Genomic DNA, 19,428 nt, shown 5'->3' on the forward strand with positions numbered 1-19,428 from the left:
GCCTCAGTTACGGCCTTGCGCTTGCGGCCTGCCCTCGATCTTGGGCAAGTCGTTCGCGGATGACATTTTGTCTCCAGTTGCGCGGCGCGCCATTTCGACCGTCAGCCGCTCGGCGGCTTCCGGCTGCATCTGCCCCATGATGTCGGACATCTTGCGTGGCGCGATCTGCGAAGCGATCTCGAACAGCACCGACAGTTCGAGCCGGTCGAACACCTTCGCGGCGTCCTTCGGCTTCATGGACTCGTACATCGTCACGAGCCCCTTGAACCGCGCCGCCTCCACCTCGCTCTTCTGCTGCCCGGCGGCGGAAACGCGCGCCTCAGTCGCCTTCATTTCTTCGATCTTGCCTTCGATCCGCTTTTCCGCGGACTTCATCAGGCTCTCCCGGATTTCGATTTCGCGTGCGCGGGCTTCGATCTCCTGCCGCCGGGACTGAAGGCTTTCAAGAACCGCCCGCTCGGACGCCGTCACCGCGCGGTTGGGATCGGGATAGACCACTTTTCCATCAGGAATTGGCGCGACTTCCGGAGCTGCCACCACCGGCTTGTCATCCTTGTTGGCGGCAACGGAGCCGGTGATATCCGAATCGCGCATCTTGCCCGGCGACGGGAAGTTGAACGTGTCCTGGGCCCACGACTTCGGCTTCGGCATGTCATCGTTCAGGATGTATCCGCCTTCGAGGAGAAGGCCCGATACCTTGAGTACGACCAGACAACAGGTCGCGATCAAAAGTATCGGGATGATCCGGATATCGCGAAGAAGCGTTTTCATGCAGCGAGACCGGTGGCCCTTTGCCGCTCGGAGAACGCCTGAGCGGCGGCCAGCAGCGTCTTCGCATTCGACGGCTTGTGCGCCACAGGGGCCACGGCTTCCGCGACGGTCTCCGCTTCAGGAGCGGACGGCCGCGCCGCAAGCGCGATCTGCGTCAAGCGGTTGAGGATCGCTTCGCCGGCCATCACCTGCTTGCTGAGCTTCGCTGACAAAGCCGTTCCAGCCGTGAGCTGGGCGCCGAGATTTTCGTCGCATTCCCGCACGGTCAGCTTCAGGCCGCCAATCGCGCGCTCGGCGATTTCGGTCGCCGTGATGAGTTCAGCGATCATGCCGCGCATCGACTGCTCGTCGGCCCGAAGCCGTTTGAGCCGGCGGTTCAGCAGCATGCAGTAACCGATCGTGAGCAGAAGCAGCACCGCGACCAGGCTCTCGATCACAAGTCCGAATGAGTGACTCATTGTGCCTCCATCAGTTTGGTTTGCTCGTCTTGCTTCTCGAACATCGCGTAAGTTGTGTGTGGCTTGCGCAGCGGCTTGGTGACGCGAATGGCGACCCGGTCGCCGACGCGCCCCATCCGGCCTTCGCTGAGCGGCACGTCGCCGCAGCGGACCGTGACCAGCGCATCGGGGCGCACGTTGAGCGGCAGGGTATCGCCGACCTTCAGCATCATCAGTTGCTTGAGCGGCATGTTGGCTTCGTAGAGCACCGCATCGACGGCGATTTCCGCCCGCGCGATCTCGGTCGCCAGATGGCCTTCCCAGATCGGGTCGCGGCCGAACTTTTCACCCATGAACATCTGCAACAGAACGTCGCGGATCGGTTCGATGGTGGCGTAAGGCAGCAGAAGCTCGATGTTGCCGCCACGGTCTTCCATGTCGATCCGCAGCCGGACCAGAATGGCGGCGTTGGCAGGCCGGCTGATGGCGGCGAAGCGCGGATTGGTCTCCAGCCGGTCAATCGTGAAGGTCACCGGCGACAGCGGCCGGAAGGCCTGCTCGGCATCGGCGAGCACGACTTCCACGAGGCGCTTGACGAGATTGGTTTCAATCGTGGTGTAGGGACGGCCTTCGATGCGCAGCGACGGCTGGCCGCGGCGGCCGCCGAGCAGCACGTCGATGATCGAATAGATCAGGCTCGAATCGACGGTGAACAGGCCAAAGTTCTCCCACTCCTCGGCCTTGAACACCGAGAGCACGCAGGGCAGCGGGATCGAATTGAGATAGTCGCCGAAGCGCACCGACGTGATGCGGTCCAGCGAGACTTCGACGTTGTCGGAGGTGAAATTGCGCAGGCTCGTCGTCATCAGCCGCACCAGGCGGTCGAATACGATTTCGAGCATCGGAAGACGTTCATACGACACCATCGCGGAATCGATGATCGCGCGAATGCCGGAGTTCTCGTCGATATTGAGTTCGCCGTCGCTGAAGCCGAGCAGGTTGTCGATTTCTTCCTGCGACAGGACACGTTCGCCCCCGGCCTTGCCAATTTCGAGCGTGCGGCTGCCGTCGTCGACCATCGCAGCCCACTGCTCGGCCATGGTCTCGGTCAGCGTGTTGGCTTCCGCCTCGGCCGCGGCCGCGGCCGGGTCCTCGGAATCCAGCGCGCCTTCCCATTCGGCAGCTAGCGCATCCTGATCGACATCATTATCGCCCGAAGACATGATTCAACTTCCGTTCGTCACTGAACGACGATTTCCTTGAACAGCACGGCGTTCACCTGACTGGGCGAAATCGCAGCGTTGACGCGGCGCGTCAGTTCTTCCTTCAGACGAAACAGCCCGACCGATCCGTTGAGGTCGGTTGGACGCAGCTCGCGCATATAGGTCTGAAACAGGTCCATCACGCGCGGCATGGTCGGCTGGATCTGCGCCACCAGCGGCTGATCCTTGACCTCGAGTACGACCTTGACCTTGAGGTACTGAACCCGTTCGCCCGGCGCATTCGCGAGATTGACCAGCACCTCGGGCACATCGAGGAACACCGGCGGCTTCGGCGGCGGAGCAGCCGCGTGCTCCTCCTTGCCGTGTCCGCGCATGAAGAAGAACCAGCCGCCCCCGGCCAGCAGGAGCACCAGCGCAGCGGCGCCGCCAATTATAATGAGTTTGCGTTTGCTCTTCGGAGCGGCGGCTTCGGCACCGCCCTCTTCGACCTGATCGTCGTCTGCCATTGCCCCCGCCCGCAATCCTGGGATGGGCTCGATGCTGCCGAACTGGCTTAAATGACGCGATACAAAGGCCGCCGGCGCGTGAGCGCCCTGTGTGTCCACCGTAGTGACGCAATGGTTAACGAAATCTTTCTTTTGTCCTTCAGGTGGGAAAAATTTGCCGGGGCAACATGGTCAACAAGAGGTTATTGCCGAGGTCCGGCATCCCCTCGAAATCAATAACAGATTGAAAATACTTGAATTTTTGAGTTGGCACAGCTCTCGCATTGTGAAGGGCGAACCGCGGCTTGGGAGAGCTTCAACGGTTCGCACGATCCGCGTCACGCCTTGGGAGAGGCAAGGCGCGGTTCAACAAGGGGAGATTGGCCGATGGAGAATACGCTTCTCGTCGCATTGTCGCGGCAGATGTCGCTTGAGCGGCAGATCGACATCATCGCCAACAACGTGTCCAACACCAACACCAATGGCTTCAAGGCCAACAAGTCGCTGTTCGAGGAATTCCTGACCACCGGCGCGCACGAGGACAACTTCTCGGCCCGCGACCGCCGCGTCAGCTTCGTCCAGGACCGCGCCGCCTATCACGATTTCACGCAAGGCCCGTCAGAGAAGACCGGCAGCCCGCTGGATGTCTCGATCGACGGCAAGGGCTTCATCGCGGTCCAGACGCCGGCCGGCGAACGCTACACCCGCGACGGCTCATTCCAGATCAACGCCCAGGGCCAGCTCGTAACCACCGGCGGCAACCTCGTGCTCGGCACCAACGGTCCGATCGTGTTCCAGCCGACCGACAAGGATATCGTGATCTCGAGCGAAGGCACCATCACGGTACGCGAAGGCATCGTGACCCAGTTCGACTCCATTCGCGGCAAGCTCAAGCTCGTGAAGTTCGACAATCCGCAGCAGCTCCAGAAGGAAGGCGCGAACCTGTACTCGGCGCCGGCCGGCACCGTGGCCCAGCCCGACCTCGCCTCGCGCTTCAATCAGGGCTTCGTGGAGAAGTCCAACGTCAGCGCCGTCGCTGAAATGACCCGCATGATGGAAGTCATGCGCACCTACCAGTCGGTCGCGTCGCTGATGCAGCAGCAAAGCGACCTTCGCAAAAACGCAATCCAGATGCTCGCCGACGTTCCGGCATAAGGAAATTGATCCATGCGCGCACTTTATACAGCAGCGACCGGAATGGCGGCTCAGGAGCTCAACGTCCAGGTCATCTCCAACAACATCGCGAACCTGCGCACCACCGGCTACAAGAAGCAGCGCGCGCAGTTCCAGGACCTCATCTACGAACACGTCAAGCGCGTCGGCGCGCAGGCGTCTGATCAGGGCACCATCCTTCCGGTCGGCATCGATATCGGCGGCGGCGTCAAGACCGTCGGCACGCCGCGCCTGATGACGCAGGGCACGCTCAATCCGACCGGCGGCGATCTCGACATCGCCATCCGCGGCGAGGGTTACTTCAAGATCCAGATGACCGACGGCACCTACACCTACACCCGTGACGGCTCGTTCACGACCGACGGCCAGGGCCGCGTGGTGACGGCGCAGGGCAATCCGGTACAGCCGACCATCACGATCCCGCAGAATTCATCCGGCCTCACCATCAATCAGCAGGGTCAGGTCTCGGTCACGACGCCCGGCTCGACAACACCGACCGTGGTCGGCCAGATCGGCCTGACCCGCTTCATCAACAAGGCGGGCCTGCAATCGATCGGCGACAACCTGTTCACCGACACGCCCGCCTCCGGTCCGCCGCAGGACGGCCTCGCCAATGCCGACGGCTTCGGCGACATGCAGCAGCGCAATCTTGAATCGGCCAACGTCGAGGTCGTCTCGGAAATCTCCGACCTGATCGCCGCCCAGCGCGCCTACGAGATGAACGCCAAGGTCGTCAGCGCCGCCGATCAGATGATGCAGTCCACCACCGGCATGTTCCGCTAAGGGAGAGAGTGATGTTGCGTTCATTTATTATCGCCGCCGCTCTCCTCGCCGCAATGCCCGGCGCCGCACCGGCGCAGCCGGAGCAGGACTCGCTGGCTTCTCCCGTATTGCGCGCGAATGTCACCGTGAGCAGCGATGTCGTGCGCATCGGCGATGTCGTCGAGAACGCCGGCAGCGCCGCGCAGATCGCGATCTTCCGCGCGCCCGACCTCGGCACCACCGGCTCGCTGCCCGTCGCGCAACTCCTGACCGCGCTGCGCACGCATCAGGTGATCGGCGTCGATACCCGTGACCTCCGCGAAGTGTCGGTCACCCGCTCCTCACGCACCCTCGTCTCGAAAGAAATCGAGCAGCAGATCGCCCGCGTGCTGGAACGGCGCAACGGCCTCGGCGACGCCGCGAACATCTCCGTCACCTTCGAGCGCGACTTGCGCGAATTGCAGCTCGATGCCGCCCATACCGGCGACATGCGCGCCACCATCGTGCGGTTCGACCCACGCAATGGCCGCTTCGACATCACCTTCGAAATTCCAAACGATGTCACCTACAACCCGACCAAGCTGCGCTTCATCGGCACCGCGGTTGAGACCATCGAAGCAGCCGTGCTGACCCGCGCCGTGGAGCGCAACGAGATCCTGCGGTCATCGGACGTGGCGGTCGAACGGCGGCCAAAGGTCGAGGTCGGAAACGACATTGCCAGCCGCGACCGTTCGGTTGGCATGCAGGTCCGCAAGCAGATGCGCGCCGGGCAGGCTCTGAAGGCGGCGGATCTCGGAAAGCCGGATCTGGTCTCGCGCGATCAGGGTGTCATGCTGATCTACGAAGCACCGGGCCTCTACCTCACCGGCCGCGGCAAGGCACTCGACAGCGGCACCGAAGGCGACGTCGTCAACGTCGTCAACCTGCAATCGAAACGCTCCGTCCAGGGCGTTGTGACCGGCCCCGGTCAGGTCACGATTACCGCCCCCGGCCCTCGCCTCACCACCGCAGCACTTTCGAACAGCGAGCCACCAGCCGCTCCCGAATCCAAAAAAGCCGAGTAATCAGTCATGTCGAAGTCTCTCGTGTTCAACCGCCTCATAGTCGCCGGCAGCCTGCTGGCACTCGGCACCATGGCCAGCGGCTGTTCGTCCCTCGACCGCCTCGCGGCGATCGGCGAAAAGCCAAAACTCTCGGCGATCGATAATCCGACCACACAGGCTGGCTACAAACCGGTGTCGATGCCGATGCCCGCGCCGCAACCGGCATCGTTCAACCCGAATTCGCTGTGGCGGAACGGCTCGCGCGCCTTCTTCAAGGATCAGCGTGCGCATCAGATCGGCGACATTCTGACGGTGCAGGTCAACATCACCGACAAGGCCAACATCGCCAACGAGACCCAGCGCAGCCGCACCAACTCGGAGAATTCCGGAGTCACCAGCTTCTTCGGCATCAACAAGATACCCTTCACGAATGCTCCGATCCCTCCCGGCCGCATGCTGACCGCGGACTCCACCGCGTCGAGCGATGGCAAGGGGTCCGTCAACCGGCAGGAAGCGTTGCAGACCAACGTCGCAGCCGTCGTGACCCAGTTGCTGCCGAATGGCAACCTCGTTGTCGAAGGCAAACAGGAAATCCGCGTCAATTTCGAGGTTCGCGAACTGATCGTGGCGGGCATCGTGCGGCCGGAGGATATCCAGAGCGACAACACCATCGACTCCAGCAAGATCGCGCAGGCCCGTATCGCCTACGGCGGTCGCGGCCAGATCACCGACGTGCAGCAGGCCCGCTACGGGCAGCAGGCCTTCGACATCCTGCTGCCGTTCTAACCGCACGACACGAGCCTGATCCGGCGCGGAAACCGCGCCGGCGAAAAGTGAAAACCAGCCTTCGGAAAGGACCTCGTACAATCTAGGAGACGGCTCCCACCGTCTCTCTCCCAGCTCCCACACCAGGCGGCGAACCTAGGCGCGGCACGGTGTTCACGACGCGGCTCTCATCAGCTCCCCTGATGGGAGCCGCGATCGTTCGGGCAACCATTTCGCCGTGTTCAGCCGGTTGCGGAGGTGATAATTTCCATCCGCGCAAGCTGCGTATCGTTCAGTGCGGAAAGTCCTGCTGCTCGGCCGCCTCTGAATGGGCGTGATGCAACGTCGCAGCCTTCGCAACCTTGAGCAGCCGACCGGTGAAGGAGGGTGTCATGTACGCCGCTATTCGTCAGGGAAAGGCAAAAACCGGCATGGCCGAGGAACTGACACGCAGGATCAAGGAAGGCGCGATCCCGATCATCAGCGATGTCGAAGGCTTCATGGCCTATTATGTGATCTATGCACCGGACGACACGGTGACGGCGATCAGCATCTTCAACAACTTCGCCGGCGCGGAAGAGTCGAACAAGCGCGGGCTTGCGTGGATCGAGAAGGATCTCGCGCCGCTGCTCACCGGACCGGCCACCGCGGTCGCCGGACCGGTCATCGTTCACACCCTGGCATAGCGGCCTCATCCGCAAGGGGCCGCCGGGTGGCGACGCAAAAATTGCGTGCTAATGTCCCGCGCGCAGCGGGGGCAGGACTTGGGACATTCGCAGCAACGAAACGAAGCGCTCGACGGGCTTCGCGGATACGCCGCGCTGGCGGTCGCGGTCTTTCATACCGTGATGAATGTCGATCTGGGACTCATCGAGCGCGTCCAGCAACAGGGCTTCGCCAGCCTTGCCGGGTTCTATGACCAGCTCAACTGGATCGTGCTGCGGACATTCAGCGGAAGCATCGCCGTCGCCATCTTCTTCGTGCTGAGCGGGACGGTGCTGTTCGACAGCCTGGGCCGGTTGCGGGGCTCGATCGCAACCCGTTCGGCAACATTCCTGATCCGCAGGTTCCTGAGAATTTACCCGCCGCTCATTGTATGTCTGGTTGTGATGGCCGGCGCATACGCAGTGTTCGGCATCCCGGTTTCGATGCAGGGCTTCATCGAAAACGCCCTGCTCTATTCCTTTCCGGTCAACGGGCCGACGTGGACACTGTCCGTCGAGATGCTGGCGGCGCCCGCGATGCTGATCGCGTTCGGCGGCTATCTGGCGGGGCGGGAAACCGGACTGCTCGTTGCCGGTATCGCTGTCGCCCTGATCCTCAACGTCGGCGGCCTCAACATCGGCCCGATCAAGAACTTCTGGCCCTACTTTCTGGTTGGGATGCTGATACCGACACGGATCGGCAGCACGGTGGCCGGTGCCCTGCCACGCCATGGCTGGATCGTCATCATGATTGTTCTGCTGTATTTCAGCGGGCCAACGACGGAAAAGATTTGCTGCGGCCTCCTTGTCGCGCTGCTTTATCACGGCAACGGTGGCGGCCTCGGGAACGTCCTGCGGCGTCCCGTTGCAAGGTTCTTCGGCAGGATCAGCTACAGCTTCTATCTCTACAACGTGATGCTTCTCGAAATCATCTGCATGCATCTGCGCAATTCGGCGCTGGCAATGGCCCGTCCGCTTGAGGCAGGCCTGGCTGCGTCGATCGTGGTCATCGTGTTGACCATCCCCATCGCCTATGTATCGGCGAAATGGATCGAAGAGCCGGTCAGCAGATACCGCAGGACCGCGCGCGATCCGCGTATTGTCGCACTCTGAAACGCCCGCCCGGATTCAATAGCCAAACGCAATAGCCCCCGACAGAAGTCACGTTCGCAACTGGCCTCGCGGATTTGCCGACGCGACAGGCACCACGATCCTTTGATCGAACAGAGTAACCATTTGATCACCCTGCGACGCGAATGAGGCCGCTGTCGTTGGTTGGGTAACGATCATTGACCTATCTAAGGCCGCAGGATTTACCCATGGCCTCGTCGCATGTTCCTTGATCAGCTATCCGTCCTCGTTGCCATCGGATTTTCGGGCGCGTCGCTCGGCATCACGTTCCTCATGATGTGGGCGATCGGACGATCCGAGACCCACCTGCTGATCTGGTCGATCGGACTTGCACTCATCGTCGCCGGCGTCGTTGTCTTCGGCGCCGTCGTTGAAAGCTACAGTTCAGGGCTCCTGCTGACGTCATTCCTGTTCCTGATCGGGGGATTTGGGTTCCTTCACGCGGGCTGCGCCAGGTTTTGCACAGGCCAGACCAACTGGGCTTCGACAGCCGTATCTGTCGCTCTTGCCTTCATCCCGACATCGGCAGCTTTCGCGCTGGGTTACTCCGGCATCGGAACGATGATCGGAAATATCGCGATTGGCGCACTTCTCATATTGATTGCGCGCCACTATTGGCTGGCGCGCGCCGAATCTCCGCTTCTGATGACGGCGAATACCATATGCTGTGTCGCCACAGCGGCGTCCTTCATCGCGTGCGGCTACGCACTCGCGGAGCAAGGCCAGATCGTTCTGGCATCCCGGCCTTCAAACTGGGCAGAGGAGATCAACTCCATCATGGCAATCGCCGGACTGACCGGGATCGGCGCGCTCTCTCTCACCCTCAACCAGATGCGCATTGCAAATGGCCACAAGTCGGATGCAATGAGAGACGCCCTGACCGGCCTTCTCAACCGGCGCGCATTGTTCGACGGCCGGATGGGGATCGCGCCAGCCGGGACGGCGGTCGTGATGATGGATCTGGATTATTTTAAGACGATCAATGACCGCTTCGGGCACGATTCCGGCGACCGGATTCTGATGGCCTTTGCCGGCGTGATCCACGCGAACATTCGCGCGAACGATCTGGCTGCGCGCATGGGGGGCGAAGAATTTTGCATCATCATGCCGGACCAGAGTCCGAAAGCTTCAGCCGCGGTTGCGGACCGCATCAGGTCGCAAATTGAAGCGACAATCGTCCATACGGAGAATGGACCCGTCCGGGCAACGGTCAGCGCGGGAATCGCAATCCGTTCGGCGGAGCCGGAGACGCTCCACGCGCTGCTCAGCAGAGCAGATGCTGCGCTTTATGAAGCCAAGGCTTCCGGCCGCAATCGCGTTCAAATCTCCGGCTTCAGCCTTGCTGCGTGAAAACAAAAAACCGACAGCCTTTCGGCTGTCGGGCTTTCTTCCGATTCAAAGCTGGCCGTAACCCAGGCCACTCTATTCGTCGCGATAAACCTTCTCGCGCTTCTCATGGCGCTCCTGCGCCTCGACCGACAGCGTCGCGATCGGGCGCGCTTCCAGCCGCTTCAGCGAGATCGGCTCGCCGGTTTCTTCGCAGTACCCGTAGGTATTGTCTTCGATCCGCTGCAAGGCGGCGTCGATCTTCGAGATGAGCTTGCGTTGACGGTCGCGCGCGCGAAGTTCGATGGCGCGATCGGTTTCTGATGAAGCGCGGTCGGCAAGATCAGGATGATTGACGTTTTCTTCCTGAAGCTGCTGAAGCGTGGTCTTCGATTCCCGGAGGATCTCTTCCTTCCAGTCGAGCAGCTTCCGGCGGAAATACTCCCGCTGACGCTCGTTCATGAAAGGCTCTTTTTCAGAGGGCCTGTAGTTCTTCAACTTTTCCAAGTGCGGTCCATGTCGACGTGCAAGGCGGACGGAAAATGCCTGTCCGCGCGGCAGCTTATATAGCGACGCCTTGTGACAGACAATATCGCGGATGGGCCGGAAAGCACCCGAATAAGGCTCCCAAATGGGACCTTCCACAGGGAACCGCACCCACCCGGAGTTTGAAAATGGCTGGAATTCCGGCTGCGAAGGATCGTCCGCCGGCTGGCCTTACTGCCCCGCCTTGGCGAGTTCGACTTCCACCCGCAGCTCGATTTCGGACAGCACCTGGTCCAGTCCGGGGTCGCCGGAGCTGGCCTTCAGGTCTGTTGCTGCAGTGCGCAGGCGGGCGACTGTGGCCGAATCGAACGATCCCGCCAGCAGGCCGATCTTTAGATCGTCGAGGACATCGAGTGCGGTCCGGCCCCGCGCCACCGATCGGCGGCGGCGCTCCGTGGAGTCTTCAACACCCTGCATCGCCAGCAAGGCATCGATGCCGCTGGTGGCGCGCGGCGCTGCCGCCGGGCGGGTTTCCGCTGTTGTGCCGATGTCGCCGAGGGAAAAGGCTGTCGAGCTTGAGCGCCGCGCGTTTGCCGTGGGCGATGCCAGATTGGCTCCATTCGGTCCATAGATTCGCATCGTGCCTATCTCGCAAGACAACAGGTCGGGACCATCAGCTCTGCTCTTAAACCCGGTCCGCGGAACCCCATGCCCCAAAGTGGCCACTTATGGTTAACGGGAAGTAAACAACCCGGCAATTTATGCCGGATACGGCAAGTTCGGCGCTTCTGGCGGATGATACTTGCCTGACGCCTTCGATAATTCATCAACTGAAACAGCAGCTTACGGAGCATCGCGCTCTGGCATGGCCCTCGCATAGTTAACTGCGGACTAACCTCGTGGGGAGCACGGGGACGGTCCGCAAAGACCTCAGCGGGGAGCAGGGGATGTTTCGGATTTTTCAGGCTGCCTGCATGGCGATCGCCCTGCTGTCCGCCTTCAGCGCACCGGCCCAGGCGACGTCGCGGATCAAGGATCTCGCGAACATCGAGGGCGTGCGCCAGAACCAGTTGATCGGTTACGGCCTTGTGGTCGGCCTGAACGGCACCGGCGACACGCTCAACAACATCCCTTTCACCAAGCAGTCGCTGCAAGCGATGCTTGAGCGCATGGGCGTCAACATCCGCGGCTCCACCATCCGCACCGGCAACGTCGCGGCCGTCATGGTCACGGGCAATCTTCCCGCGTTCGGCACCCAGGGCACCCGCATGGACGTCACCGTCTCGGCGCTCGGCGACGCCAAAAGCCTGATGGGCGGCACGCTTCTGGTCACCCCCCTGCTCGGCGCCGACGGCAATGTTTACGCAGTCGCGCAAGGATCGCTCGCTATCGGCGGGTTCTCGGCTGAAGGCGCCGCCGCCAGCATCACCAAGGGCGTGCCGACCGTGGGCCGCATCGCCAACGGCGCGATCATCGAGCGCGAAATCGAATTCGCGCTGAACCGTCTTCCCAACGTCCGCCTCGCCCTGCGCAACGGCGACTTCACCACCGCCAAGCGCATCGCCGCCGCAGTCAACGACTACCTCGGCACCAAGACCGCCGAGCCGGTCGATCCGTCCACCGTGCAACTCAGCATTCCGGCGGAGTTCAAGGGCAACGTTGTCGCACTGCTGACCGAGATCGAACAGTTGCAGGTCGAGCCGGACCTCGGCGCCAAGATCATCATCGACGAACGCTCCGGCATCATCGTGATGGGCCGCGACGTGCGTGTCGCGACTGTCGCGGTCGCACAGGGCAATCTCACCGTCTCGATTTCGGAAAGCCCGCAGGTCAGCCAGCCCGCGCCGTTCTCGCGCGGACGCACCGTGGTCACACCGAATACCCGCGTCGGTGTCCAGGAGGACGGCAAGAAACTCGCCGTCGTGAAGGACGGCGTCTCGCTGCAACAACTGGTCGACGGCCTCAATGGCCTCGGCATCGGCCCGCGCGACCTGATCGGCATCCTGCAAGCCATCAAGGCATCGGGCGCGATCCAGGCCGACATCGAGGTGATGTAATGAGCATCACCCCGACAACCACGCGGGCTCCGACCACCTTCACCGGCGGACGTCCCGATCTCACGCTGCAAGACGCGCTGACGAAAGTTTCACCGCAGGCACAGGCAAAAGCCAAAGGGCAGGCGCAGGATTTCGAGGCGGTGTTTCTCAACTCGATGTTTTCGCAGATGATGAACGGCATCAAGGGCGACGGGCCTTACGGCAACACGCCGGGCACCGGAATCTGGCGCTCGATGATGACCGAGCAATATTCGAAATCTTTCGCGCAGGCCGGCGGCGTCGGAATTTCCAACGACGTCTACCGCACTCTCATCCTTCAGCAGGCCAGCCGCGCCAGCTAGACCCACCGGAAGGGCATCGCATGACCCCCCAACAGCAAAATGCCAAAGCACCCTCGGCTTCCACACCGGCGGCGACGCCGGCCGAGGCCCGCAAACTGGCCGAGGGGCTGATGCAGATCATGAGTACGCTGCTCGGGATCGTGGAGCGCGAGACCGAACTGGTCCGCGCCGGCAACATCCGCGAAGCAATGGCGCTGGAGACCGAAAAGGGCGAGATGTCGCGGCAGTATACCGATGCGATTTCCCGGCTCGCACATAGCCGCGACTACCTCAGGCAATCGACACCCGAACTGCTCACCGCGCTGCACCGTCACCACGACACCTTCCGCGCGATGTTACAGGTCAATCTCACGGTGCTTGCGACGGCTCACGCCGTCTCCGAAGGCATTGTGCGCGGCGTCAACAACGAAATGCAGCGGAAAAATCTTCCGAACGGTTACACCGCCGGCGGACAACGTGCGATGCCGGGGCCGCGCCAGGTGACACCCCTCTCCGTCAGCCGTTCGCTTTAAACCACTTCCCACAGGAATTCTGCGATCCGCGCACCGCCAAAAGCGGCAATTTGATTCAAATCCTCGCAGCAACTTAAGGACCGGATTCATCCGGTTCCACTCATAATCGGCATTGGAGGGTTGGGGTTTGACTCAAGGGGAAGCCAGAGGCTGCCATGAGTGCGGATTTCAACATCAAACCGGTGGGGGCATCGGTTATTACGACATATGCCGAGCCTGCGTCCGACGCAGCGCGGACGGCTGTCCAGACGCAGCTGCCGCCTGACAAGGCCGTTACAGCGCCGGACGCCTCCGTTCAGGCGCGTATCAATCCCCAGGCAGAGACTGACCGGCTTTCGAAGCAGGTGGTGATCGATCGCGCCGCGGCCGAGATCGTCTATCGCACCGTCGACAGCAGAACGAGCCTTGTCGTCCGCCAGTATCCGGATGAAGCGCGGCTGCGCGCGCGCGCCTATCTGCGGGCAATGGATATCGCCCGCGAAGACAATATGCGCAGAAATACCGATCTAAGAGTTTAACCGCCGAAATCAGCCCTGCTTGGCGTAGGCCGTTTCCATGGACTGGGTGCCGGTGGCCGGATTGGTCATCACCGTCTTGATCTGCGCCGTGCCCTGCTTGGTCAGCGTGAACTTCGAATCGCCCACCCTGAACGAGCTGTCCCTGATCAGCACGTCCTGATACTTCACCGCCGAGCCGCTCTGATAGCGCACCTTGGCGCGAAAGCCGACGACGTTTGAGACCTGAATGCTGAACGCGTCGTTGTTGGCGTATTTGCCGGTCCAGTTGCCTTCGTAACTGGCGGCATCGACGGCCACATAGGGACCCTTCGAATAATTGACGTTCGAACCGACCGCGACGTAGTTCGCCGATATGATACCGAGAAGGTCAGCCACGGCGCGTCTCGCTCCTTAAGCGCGGCCCGACAATCCCGCCGCAAGATTGCAGTTGATATCGATCAGCGGCTTCAGCTTGTCGCGCTGCGGATTGAGTTGCAGCTCCGCGGTCTGCGTCAGGACGAATGTCCCGATATTGACGATGTTCTGACGAACTTCGACGGGCTGCGGACTGTCATCGCTGGTGACGGCGCTGAGCAGAATCGCCCAGAGCTTGCGGTTGAACAACAGCGCAGCGGCGAAATCGTCGTCGGTGCGGCCGAGATTGTTCACGATATCCTGGAGTTTGTTCGCCGCTTTCAGCAAGGCCTGTGCCTCGATCTCGCGTGGAGATGCCGTCGTTTGTGCAGTACGAGCGTAAGCCTGGGCAGCAGCGTTGGACATCCATCACCTCGACAAGAGTTCGTCTTCGCGACTTATCAGTTTCCTGATTTCTCTTAGAGCTTTGTAAAGATAACCGCTTAAAATAAGATTACTTGCGGCTTCTATGTGACTGCGAGAGCTCGGCACGGCTTCCAGCAGTTCTTTCACGAAGCCGAGATAGAGCTCCTGATACTTCGGAATGTCATCTTCCAGATACATCTGCTGAACGCAAAGATAGATTCGCTTCACCGGCGTATTCGCCGTCTCCGCCGTCAGAATATCTTTCTCGCGCAGGATCGGCGCCTCGCCGTCGATCAGAAACGTCGCACGCGTTTCCGAGTTCGTGATGACGCTCTTGCCGATCACGATGCGCTCAAATGGCTTGAGTTCGACTCTGAGGGCCACATTCTGTCTCCCTTGCGCGCGCTGTTCACCTCGAGCAGTAGCAGCAGTTTACGGCACAAAAAGGCGGCGAGGATGCCCCCTCGCCGCCTTCTTGTTCCAGGCCTTAGCCGTCTCTTAAGTCCGGAGCAGCTGAAGCACGCTCTGCTGCGACTGGTTGGCCAGTGCCAGCGCGGACACCGCGATCGACTGGCGGGTCGACAGCGCCTGGCTGTTGGCCGCTTCCTCGTTGGTGTCGGCGATGGTCAGGTTGGTCGAGCCGGTTTGCAGCACATTGATCAGGTTTTTCGAGAAGTCCTGACGGATCTGCACGATCGACAGGTTCGAGCCGAGCGTCGATGCCTGCGAGCGCAGGAAGCTGCTCGCGTAGTTGAGCGAGTCGAGCACCTTGTTGGTCGCGACGTTATCGATGAAATCGGTGCCGGCGGTCAGCGCGCCGAGTCCCAGACCGGCGGGATCAAGATTGATGCCGGTGATGTTCAGCGTCGATTTGCCGGTCTCGTTGAAGATCAGCTTGAGCTGGTCGCCGTTGAGGAGGTTGACGCCGTTGAACGAAGCGTCCTGCGACGTGGTTTTGATCTGGTTGATGATGTTGTTGTACTGCGACACCAGATTCGCGCGCGTGGCCTGCGAGGTCGGATCGACGATCGGGGCCGCGATGCTCAGGCCGGCGAACACGCCGCCCGGATTGGTCGAGGTGCCGCCCAGCACGCCAATCGTCGAGGACGCCGCGTCATTCGCGGTGGTGATGGTGATCGCGCCGTTCGTCGCGATGCTGGCCTGAAGGTTGTTCGGCAGCAGCGCGGCGTTCAGCTGGTTGATGGTCGAGACTTGTCCGACGCCGGTGCCGAAGGTGATGTTGGTCGCGGTGCCGCCGCCGGTCGAGGCGATCGTCAGTGTGGTGCCGTTGAGGCCGCCACTGCTTGCCGCGCCGGTTCCGCTGTTCGCTGTGATACCGGTCGTGTTGGTGGCGGAACCCGCTGCCGTAACCGCGCTGGTCGCGATGCTCGAGGTTGCACCTGTCGTGCCCGAGGTGAACACGAGATTGCCGCCCGTCACCGAAGCGACATTGCTGCCGACCTGATAGTTGACGATCGAGGCGATGTTAGCGGCGCTGAGGCTGGCGGCGTTGAGTGTCGTGCCGTTGGCAGTGTTATAAGCCGCGACCGATGCCGCGCTGATCGAGACAGGCGCGGCCGCGCCGCCATCGACGGTTACAGTGAAAGCCAGCGAGTCGGCAGGAACTGCCGCAACAGCGGCGGTGCCGGTGCTGGTGGTGTTGGCGAGGCCGGTCGAACCGCCCGCCGCCGTGCTGGTGAAGCCGGAGATGGTGACCTGCGACGTCGCGCCCGTGGTCGCCGAAGCAATCTGGAGCTGACCGCCGGAGACGGCAACAGGAGCAAGGCCCGTGGTGGAGGCGTTGACCTGGAAGTCGATGATCTTGGCAACGTCCTGCGCGGTCAGCGCAGCGGCAGTGCCGGTCAGAGTACCGCCACCGCCGGTGAAGGCCGTGACCGCAGCCGCGTCGATGGTGACGTTGGTCGAGGTGCCGTCGACATTCAGCGTGAAGCTGACGGAGCCCGTGGTGAGGTCGAGCGCCGAGAAGCCCGAGCCGGTGAAGGTCGTCGCTGCGGTTGCCGGAATGGCGGCCGAACCCGCGCCGGACACGTTGACCGGAGTGAAGGCGCCGGCATTCAGGGTTCCGGCGGTCGCGGGCGTCGATGTCCCGAGAATGTTCGCGCCGTTCGCGCCGGCATTTGGCGCCGTCGTGACAACGGACTTGGTGTAGCCGACCTGCGTTTGCAGCGCCTGGTTGGCGATCGACTTCGCGGTGTCGATCAGCTTCTGCAACGAGGTGATGCCGGTGTTGGCCGCCTGAAGGACCTGCACGCCGTTGCCGATGCCGTCGAGGAGGTTGTTGATGTCGCTGGCGCGGGCATCGAGGCCCGCCGCGGTGAAGAAGTTGGTCGGATTGTCGAGAGCGGTGTTGACCTTCTTGCCGGTGGCAAGGCGGGTCTGCGTTGTTGCGAGAAGGTCGGCCGTCGACTGCAGCGACAGCAGGTTCTGGCGAACTGACGCCGAGAGAACGATATCGGACATATGAGTACCTTCCTGAAAACAACGAGCCGGCGGCTAAACGGCAGATGCAGCTCGGATAACGACCGTCTAATTCTTAGGAGGCACCGTTTAAATTATGGTTAAAGGCCGCTTAAATTCTTCCGTTAATAAAGGGTAAAGGCGTATCAGCCCCCTACCCGGCCACCGAAAACCCGCGCAAATAAAAACGGCGGGGTTTCCCCCGCCGTTCCAATAACTTGTAGTGCTTCCGGGATTAGCGGAGCAGCTGAAGCACGCTCTGCTGCGACTGGTTGGCCAGCGCCAGAGCGGACACCGCGATCGACTGGCGGGTCGACAGCGCCTGGCTGTTGGCCGCTTCCTCGTTGGTGTCGGCCAGCGTCAGGTTCGACGAGCCGGTCTGCAGCACGTTGATCAGGCTCTTCGAGAAGTCCTGACGGATCTGCACGATCGACAGGTTCGAACCGAGAGCCGAAGCCTGCGAGCGCAGCGTGCTGGAGGCATCGTTCAGCGACGACAGGACCTTGTTGGTGGCCAGGTTGTCGATGAAGTCGGTGCCGGCGGTCAGCGTGGACAGACCCAGACCAGCCGGGCTGAAGTTCACGCCCGTGATGTTCAGGGTGGACTTGCCGGTTTCGTTGAAGGTCAGCTTGAGCTGGTCGCCGTTCAGCAGGTTAACGCCGTTGAACGAAGCATCCTGCGAGGTCGTGGTGATCTGCTGGATGATGTTGTTGTACTGCGTCACCAGGTTCGAACGGGTGGCCTGAGCCACCGCGTCGACAACCGGAGCGCCGGCCGTTGCACCAACGAACGCCTTGCCGGCGCCAGTGGCCGTACCGGTGATCGCACCGATCGTGGACGAAGCCGCGTCATTCGACGTGGTGATGCTGATCTTGCCGTCGGTGCTGATCGACGCCTGGAGGTTGTTGGACGCAAGAGCCGCGTTCAACTGGTTCAGGGTCTTCACGGTGCCGCCGGTGCCGTCACCGAAGGTGATGGTGGTGGCAGTGCCGCCGCCAGTCGCAGCGATGTTCAGCGTCAGACCGCCGAGCGCCGAGGTGCTCGGAACAGCAGCCGCACCAGCGGTGCCGGTCGCCGAGGTCACGCCGGTCGAGCCGGAAGCGGTACCAGCCGAGGTGACAGCGGAGGTCACAACGTTGGAGGTCGTTCCGGTCGAGTTGGAGGTGAAGGTCAGCGCACCGCCGACAACCGAAGCCGTCGCACCGGTGATCTGGCTGTTGATAACGCTGGCAACGTTCGCTGCGCTGAGGCTTGCGGCGTTCACCGTGGCGGAGGGGTTAGCAGTGTTGTAGGTCGCGATGCTCGCAGCGCTCAGGGTCACGGTCTGGGCGGAGCCGCCGTCAACCGCGACAGTGAAGGTCTGCGAAGCAGCCGCAACCGCAGCAACAGCAGCTGTACCGGTGCTGGTGGTGTTGGCAAGACCGGTGGAGCCGCCCGCCGCCGTGCTGGTGTAGCCGGAGATGGTGACTTCCGAAGTCGCACCCGTCGTCGCCGAGGCGACCTGGAGCTGACCGCCGGAGACGGTGACCGCCGTGCTGCCGAACTGGTCGTTCACAAGGTCGGCAACGTCCTGCGCGGTGAGCGCGGCAGTCGTACCGGACAGCGTGCCGCCGCCGCCGGTGTAGGCGGTAACCGCGGCAGCGTCGAGCGTGATCGCCTGCGAGGTGCCGTCACGATTCAGGGTGAAGCTGACGGAGCCCGTGGTGAGGTCGAGCGCCGAGAAGCCCGAGCCGGTGAAGGTCGTCGCTGCGGTCGCAGCAACGGCGGCCGAACCCGCGCCCGAGACGTCGATGGTCGAGAACGCACCAGCGGTCAGAACGCCAGCGGTCGCAGCCACAGCAGCCGTCGGGGTGCCGCGCAGATCGTCAGCGGTCGCGCCGGAAATCGCCGTCGTGGTGACCGAAGACTTGCTGGAATAACCGACAGTGGTCTGGAGAGCCTGGTTGGCGATCGACTTCGCGGTATCGACCAGCTTCTGCAGCGAGGTGATGCCGGTGTTGGCAGCCTGCAGAACCTGCACGCCGTTGCCGATGCCATCGAGGAGGTTGTTGATGTCGCTGGCGCGGGAGTCAAGGCCGGCGGCAGTAAAGAAGTTGGTCGGATTGTCGAGAGCGGTGTTGACCTTCTTGCCGGTGGCAAGGCGGGTCTGGGTGGTCGAGAGCAAATCAGCGGTCGACTGAAGCGACAGCAGGTTCTGGCGAACCGATGCCGAGAGAACGATAGAAGACATGTGAGGTACCTTTCTGGTGTGACTCAAAACGCAACGTGTACAAGCGTGCCGCCGATAGCTTCGATCAGCGAGCCGTCCGACATTGGAAGCAACAATCTAAAAAGGTATGAACCGGCTCTGCTCAACTGTACGCAAGGGGCGGCTGCGGATGCACCGCAGCAAATCGCAAATGTGTTGATTTGACGGGACTATTTCTTAAACGCGATCGCGGCGTGGTCGCAGCAGCG

Annotated in this window: 22 protein-coding genes; 11 read left to right on the plus strand and 11 right to left on the minus strand. The window is 62.0% G+C overall.

Annotation, left to right across the window (positions count from 1 at the left end):
- Positions 1-3: 3 nt before the first annotated feature.
- From AC1Q6J_RS06850 to fliL, 4 genes are read right to left on the minus strand one after another with little or no spacing between them, the layout of a single operon-like run.
- Entirely contained in the window at positions 4-771 is a 768-nt protein-coding gene (locus tag AC1Q6J_RS06850) for a MotE family protein (RefSeq protein WP_492278560.1), read from the minus strand.
- Positions 768-1,229 (minus strand): DUF6468 domain-containing protein, encoded by a 462-nt coding sequence (locus tag AC1Q6J_RS06855; RefSeq protein WP_492278561.1) that lies wholly within the window; start codon positions 1,227-1,229, stop codon positions 768-770. The genes AC1Q6J_RS06850 and AC1Q6J_RS06855 overlap by 4 nt, the downstream gene beginning before the upstream one ends.
- Positions 1,226-2,431 (minus strand): flagellar motor switch protein FliM, encoded by a 1,206-nt coding sequence (fliM, locus tag AC1Q6J_RS06860; RefSeq protein ID WP_492278562.1) that lies wholly within the window; start codon positions 2,429-2,431, stop codon positions 1,226-1,228. Before fliM ends, AC1Q6J_RS06855 begins: the two co-directional genes overlap by 4 nt.
- Positions 2,432-2,448: 17 nt before the next feature.
- On the minus strand, positions 2,449-2,937 hold the full coding sequence (fliL, locus tag AC1Q6J_RS06865; protein ID WP_492278563.1) for a flagellar basal body-associated protein FliL: 489 nt from the start codon (positions 2,935-2,937) through the stop codon (positions 2,449-2,451).
- A 366-nt stretch (positions 2,938-3,303) separates the two neighbouring features.
- Here fliL and flgF point away from each other — a divergent pair, with 366 nt between their 5' ends.
- The 7 genes from flgF (at position 3,304) to AC1Q6J_RS06900 (ending at position 9,844) form a co-directional block, all read left to right on the plus strand.
- On the plus strand, positions 3,304-4,071 hold the full coding sequence (flgF, locus tag AC1Q6J_RS06870) for a flagellar basal-body rod protein FlgF (protein WP_492278564.1): 768 nt from the start codon (positions 3,304-3,306) through the stop codon (positions 4,069-4,071).
- A 12-nt stretch (positions 4,072-4,083) separates the two neighbouring features.
- The gene (flgG, locus tag AC1Q6J_RS06875; protein ID WP_492278565.1) at positions 4,084-4,872 is read left to right on the plus strand and encodes a flagellar basal-body rod protein FlgG; all 789 of its coding nucleotides are present in this window, start codon (positions 4,084-4,086) and stop codon (positions 4,870-4,872) included.
- 11 nt (positions 4,873-4,883) lie between these two features.
- Positions 4,884-5,915: a flagellar basal body P-ring formation chaperone FlgA gene (gene flgA, locus AC1Q6J_RS06880; RefSeq protein ID WP_492278566.1), complete on the plus strand. Its 1,032-nt coding sequence runs from the start codon at positions 4,884-4,886 to the stop codon at positions 5,913-5,915.
- A gap of 6 nt (positions 5,916-5,921) precedes the next feature.
- Complete coding sequence (gene flgH, locus AC1Q6J_RS06885; protein ID WP_492278567.1) at positions 5,922-6,680, plus strand: flagellar basal body L-ring protein FlgH; 759 nt, start codon at positions 5,922-5,924, stop codon at positions 6,678-6,680.
- A 371-nt stretch (positions 6,681-7,051) separates the two neighbouring features.
- Positions 7,052-7,345 carry an antibiotic biosynthesis monooxygenase gene (locus AC1Q6J_RS06890; protein WP_492278568.1) on the plus strand — a complete coding sequence of 98 codons (294 nt, stop codon included), beginning with the start codon at positions 7,052-7,054 and terminating at the stop codon, positions 7,343-7,345.
- A 78-nt stretch (positions 7,346-7,423) separates the two neighbouring features.
- Positions 7,424-8,476 carry an acyltransferase family protein gene (locus AC1Q6J_RS06895; protein ID WP_492278569.1) on the plus strand — a complete coding sequence of 351 codons (1,053 nt, stop codon included), beginning with the start codon at positions 7,424-7,426 and terminating at the stop codon, positions 8,474-8,476.
- Between the two features lie 219 nt (positions 8,477-8,695).
- Entirely contained in the window at positions 8,696-9,844 is a 1,149-nt protein-coding gene (locus tag AC1Q6J_RS06900; RefSeq protein ID WP_492278570.1) for a GGDEF domain-containing protein, read from the plus strand.
- 72 nt (positions 9,845-9,916) lie between these two features.
- Here AC1Q6J_RS06900 and dksA read toward each other — a convergent pair whose 3' ends face one another.
- The gene (gene dksA / locus AC1Q6J_RS06905) at positions 9,917-10,282 is read right to left on the minus strand and encodes an RNA polymerase-binding protein DksA (protein WP_006021432.1); all 366 of its coding nucleotides are present in this window, start codon (positions 10,280-10,282) and stop codon (positions 9,917-9,919) included.
- Between the two features lie 255 nt (positions 10,283-10,537).
- Positions 10,538-10,945 carry a flagellar assembly protein FliX gene (locus AC1Q6J_RS06910; RefSeq protein ID WP_492278571.1) on the minus strand — a complete coding sequence of 136 codons (408 nt, stop codon included), beginning with the start codon at positions 10,943-10,945 and terminating at the stop codon, positions 10,538-10,540.
- Between the two features lie 308 nt (positions 10,946-11,253).
- Between AC1Q6J_RS06910 and AC1Q6J_RS06915 the strand changes: the two genes are divergently transcribed.
- The 4 genes from AC1Q6J_RS06915 to AC1Q6J_RS06930 all read left to right on the plus strand — a co-directional run bounded on the left by AC1Q6J_RS06915 (position 11,254) and on the right by AC1Q6J_RS06930 (position 13,734).
- Positions 11,254-12,363, plus strand: a complete 1,110-nt coding sequence (locus AC1Q6J_RS06915) for a flagellar basal body P-ring protein FlgI (protein ID WP_492278572.1) — start codon at positions 11,254-11,256, stop codon at positions 12,361-12,363.
- Entirely contained in the window at positions 12,363-12,704 is a 342-nt protein-coding gene (flgJ, locus tag AC1Q6J_RS06920) for a flagellar assembly peptidoglycan hydrolase FlgJ (RefSeq protein ID WP_492278573.1), read from the plus strand. The genes AC1Q6J_RS06915 and flgJ overlap by 1 nt, the downstream gene beginning before the upstream one ends.
- 20 nt (positions 12,705-12,724) lie before the next feature.
- The gene (locus AC1Q6J_RS06925) at positions 12,725-13,216 is read left to right on the plus strand and encodes a hypothetical protein (RefSeq protein ID WP_492278574.1); all 492 of its coding nucleotides are present in this window, start codon (positions 12,725-12,727) and stop codon (positions 13,214-13,216) included.
- Positions 13,217-13,371: 155 nt separating this feature from the next.
- Positions 13,372-13,734 (plus strand): hypothetical protein, encoded by a 363-nt coding sequence (locus AC1Q6J_RS06930; protein WP_492278575.1) that lies wholly within the window; start codon positions 13,372-13,374, stop codon positions 13,732-13,734.
- Positions 13,735-13,743: 9 nt separating this feature from the next.
- Here the strand turns inward: AC1Q6J_RS06930 and AC1Q6J_RS06935 are convergent, their stop codons facing one another.
- From AC1Q6J_RS06935 to AC1Q6J_RS06955, 5 genes are all read right to left on the minus strand, one after another.
- The gene (locus AC1Q6J_RS06935) at positions 13,744-14,109 is read right to left on the minus strand and encodes a hypothetical protein (protein ID WP_492278576.1); all 366 of its coding nucleotides are present in this window, start codon (positions 14,107-14,109) and stop codon (positions 13,744-13,746) included.
- 15 nt (positions 14,110-14,124) lie between these two features.
- Positions 14,125-14,493, minus strand: coding sequence for a flagellar biosynthesis regulator FlaF (gene flaF / locus AC1Q6J_RS06940; protein ID WP_492278577.1), 369 nt, complete (start codon positions 14,491-14,493; stop codon positions 14,125-14,127).
- A gap of 3 nt (positions 14,494-14,496) precedes the next feature.
- Positions 14,497-14,877, minus strand: a complete 381-nt coding sequence (flbT, locus tag AC1Q6J_RS06945; protein WP_492278578.1) for a flagellar biosynthesis repressor FlbT — start codon at positions 14,875-14,877, stop codon at positions 14,497-14,499.
- A gap of 114 nt (positions 14,878-14,991) precedes the next feature.
- A complete protein-coding gene (locus AC1Q6J_RS06950) occupies positions 14,992-16,974 on the minus strand; it encodes a flagellin N-terminal helical domain-containing protein (RefSeq protein ID WP_492278579.1) in 1,983 nt (660 codons plus the stop codon).
- Between the two features lie 232 nt (positions 16,975-17,206).
- Positions 17,207-19,201, minus strand: coding sequence for a flagellin N-terminal helical domain-containing protein (locus tag AC1Q6J_RS06955; RefSeq protein WP_492278580.1), 1,995 nt, complete (start codon positions 19,199-19,201; stop codon positions 17,207-17,209).
- Positions 19,202-19,428 lie beyond the last annotated feature (227 nt).

The organism is Afipia sp. MLSD5-FHT05B12, assembly GCF_058793355.1.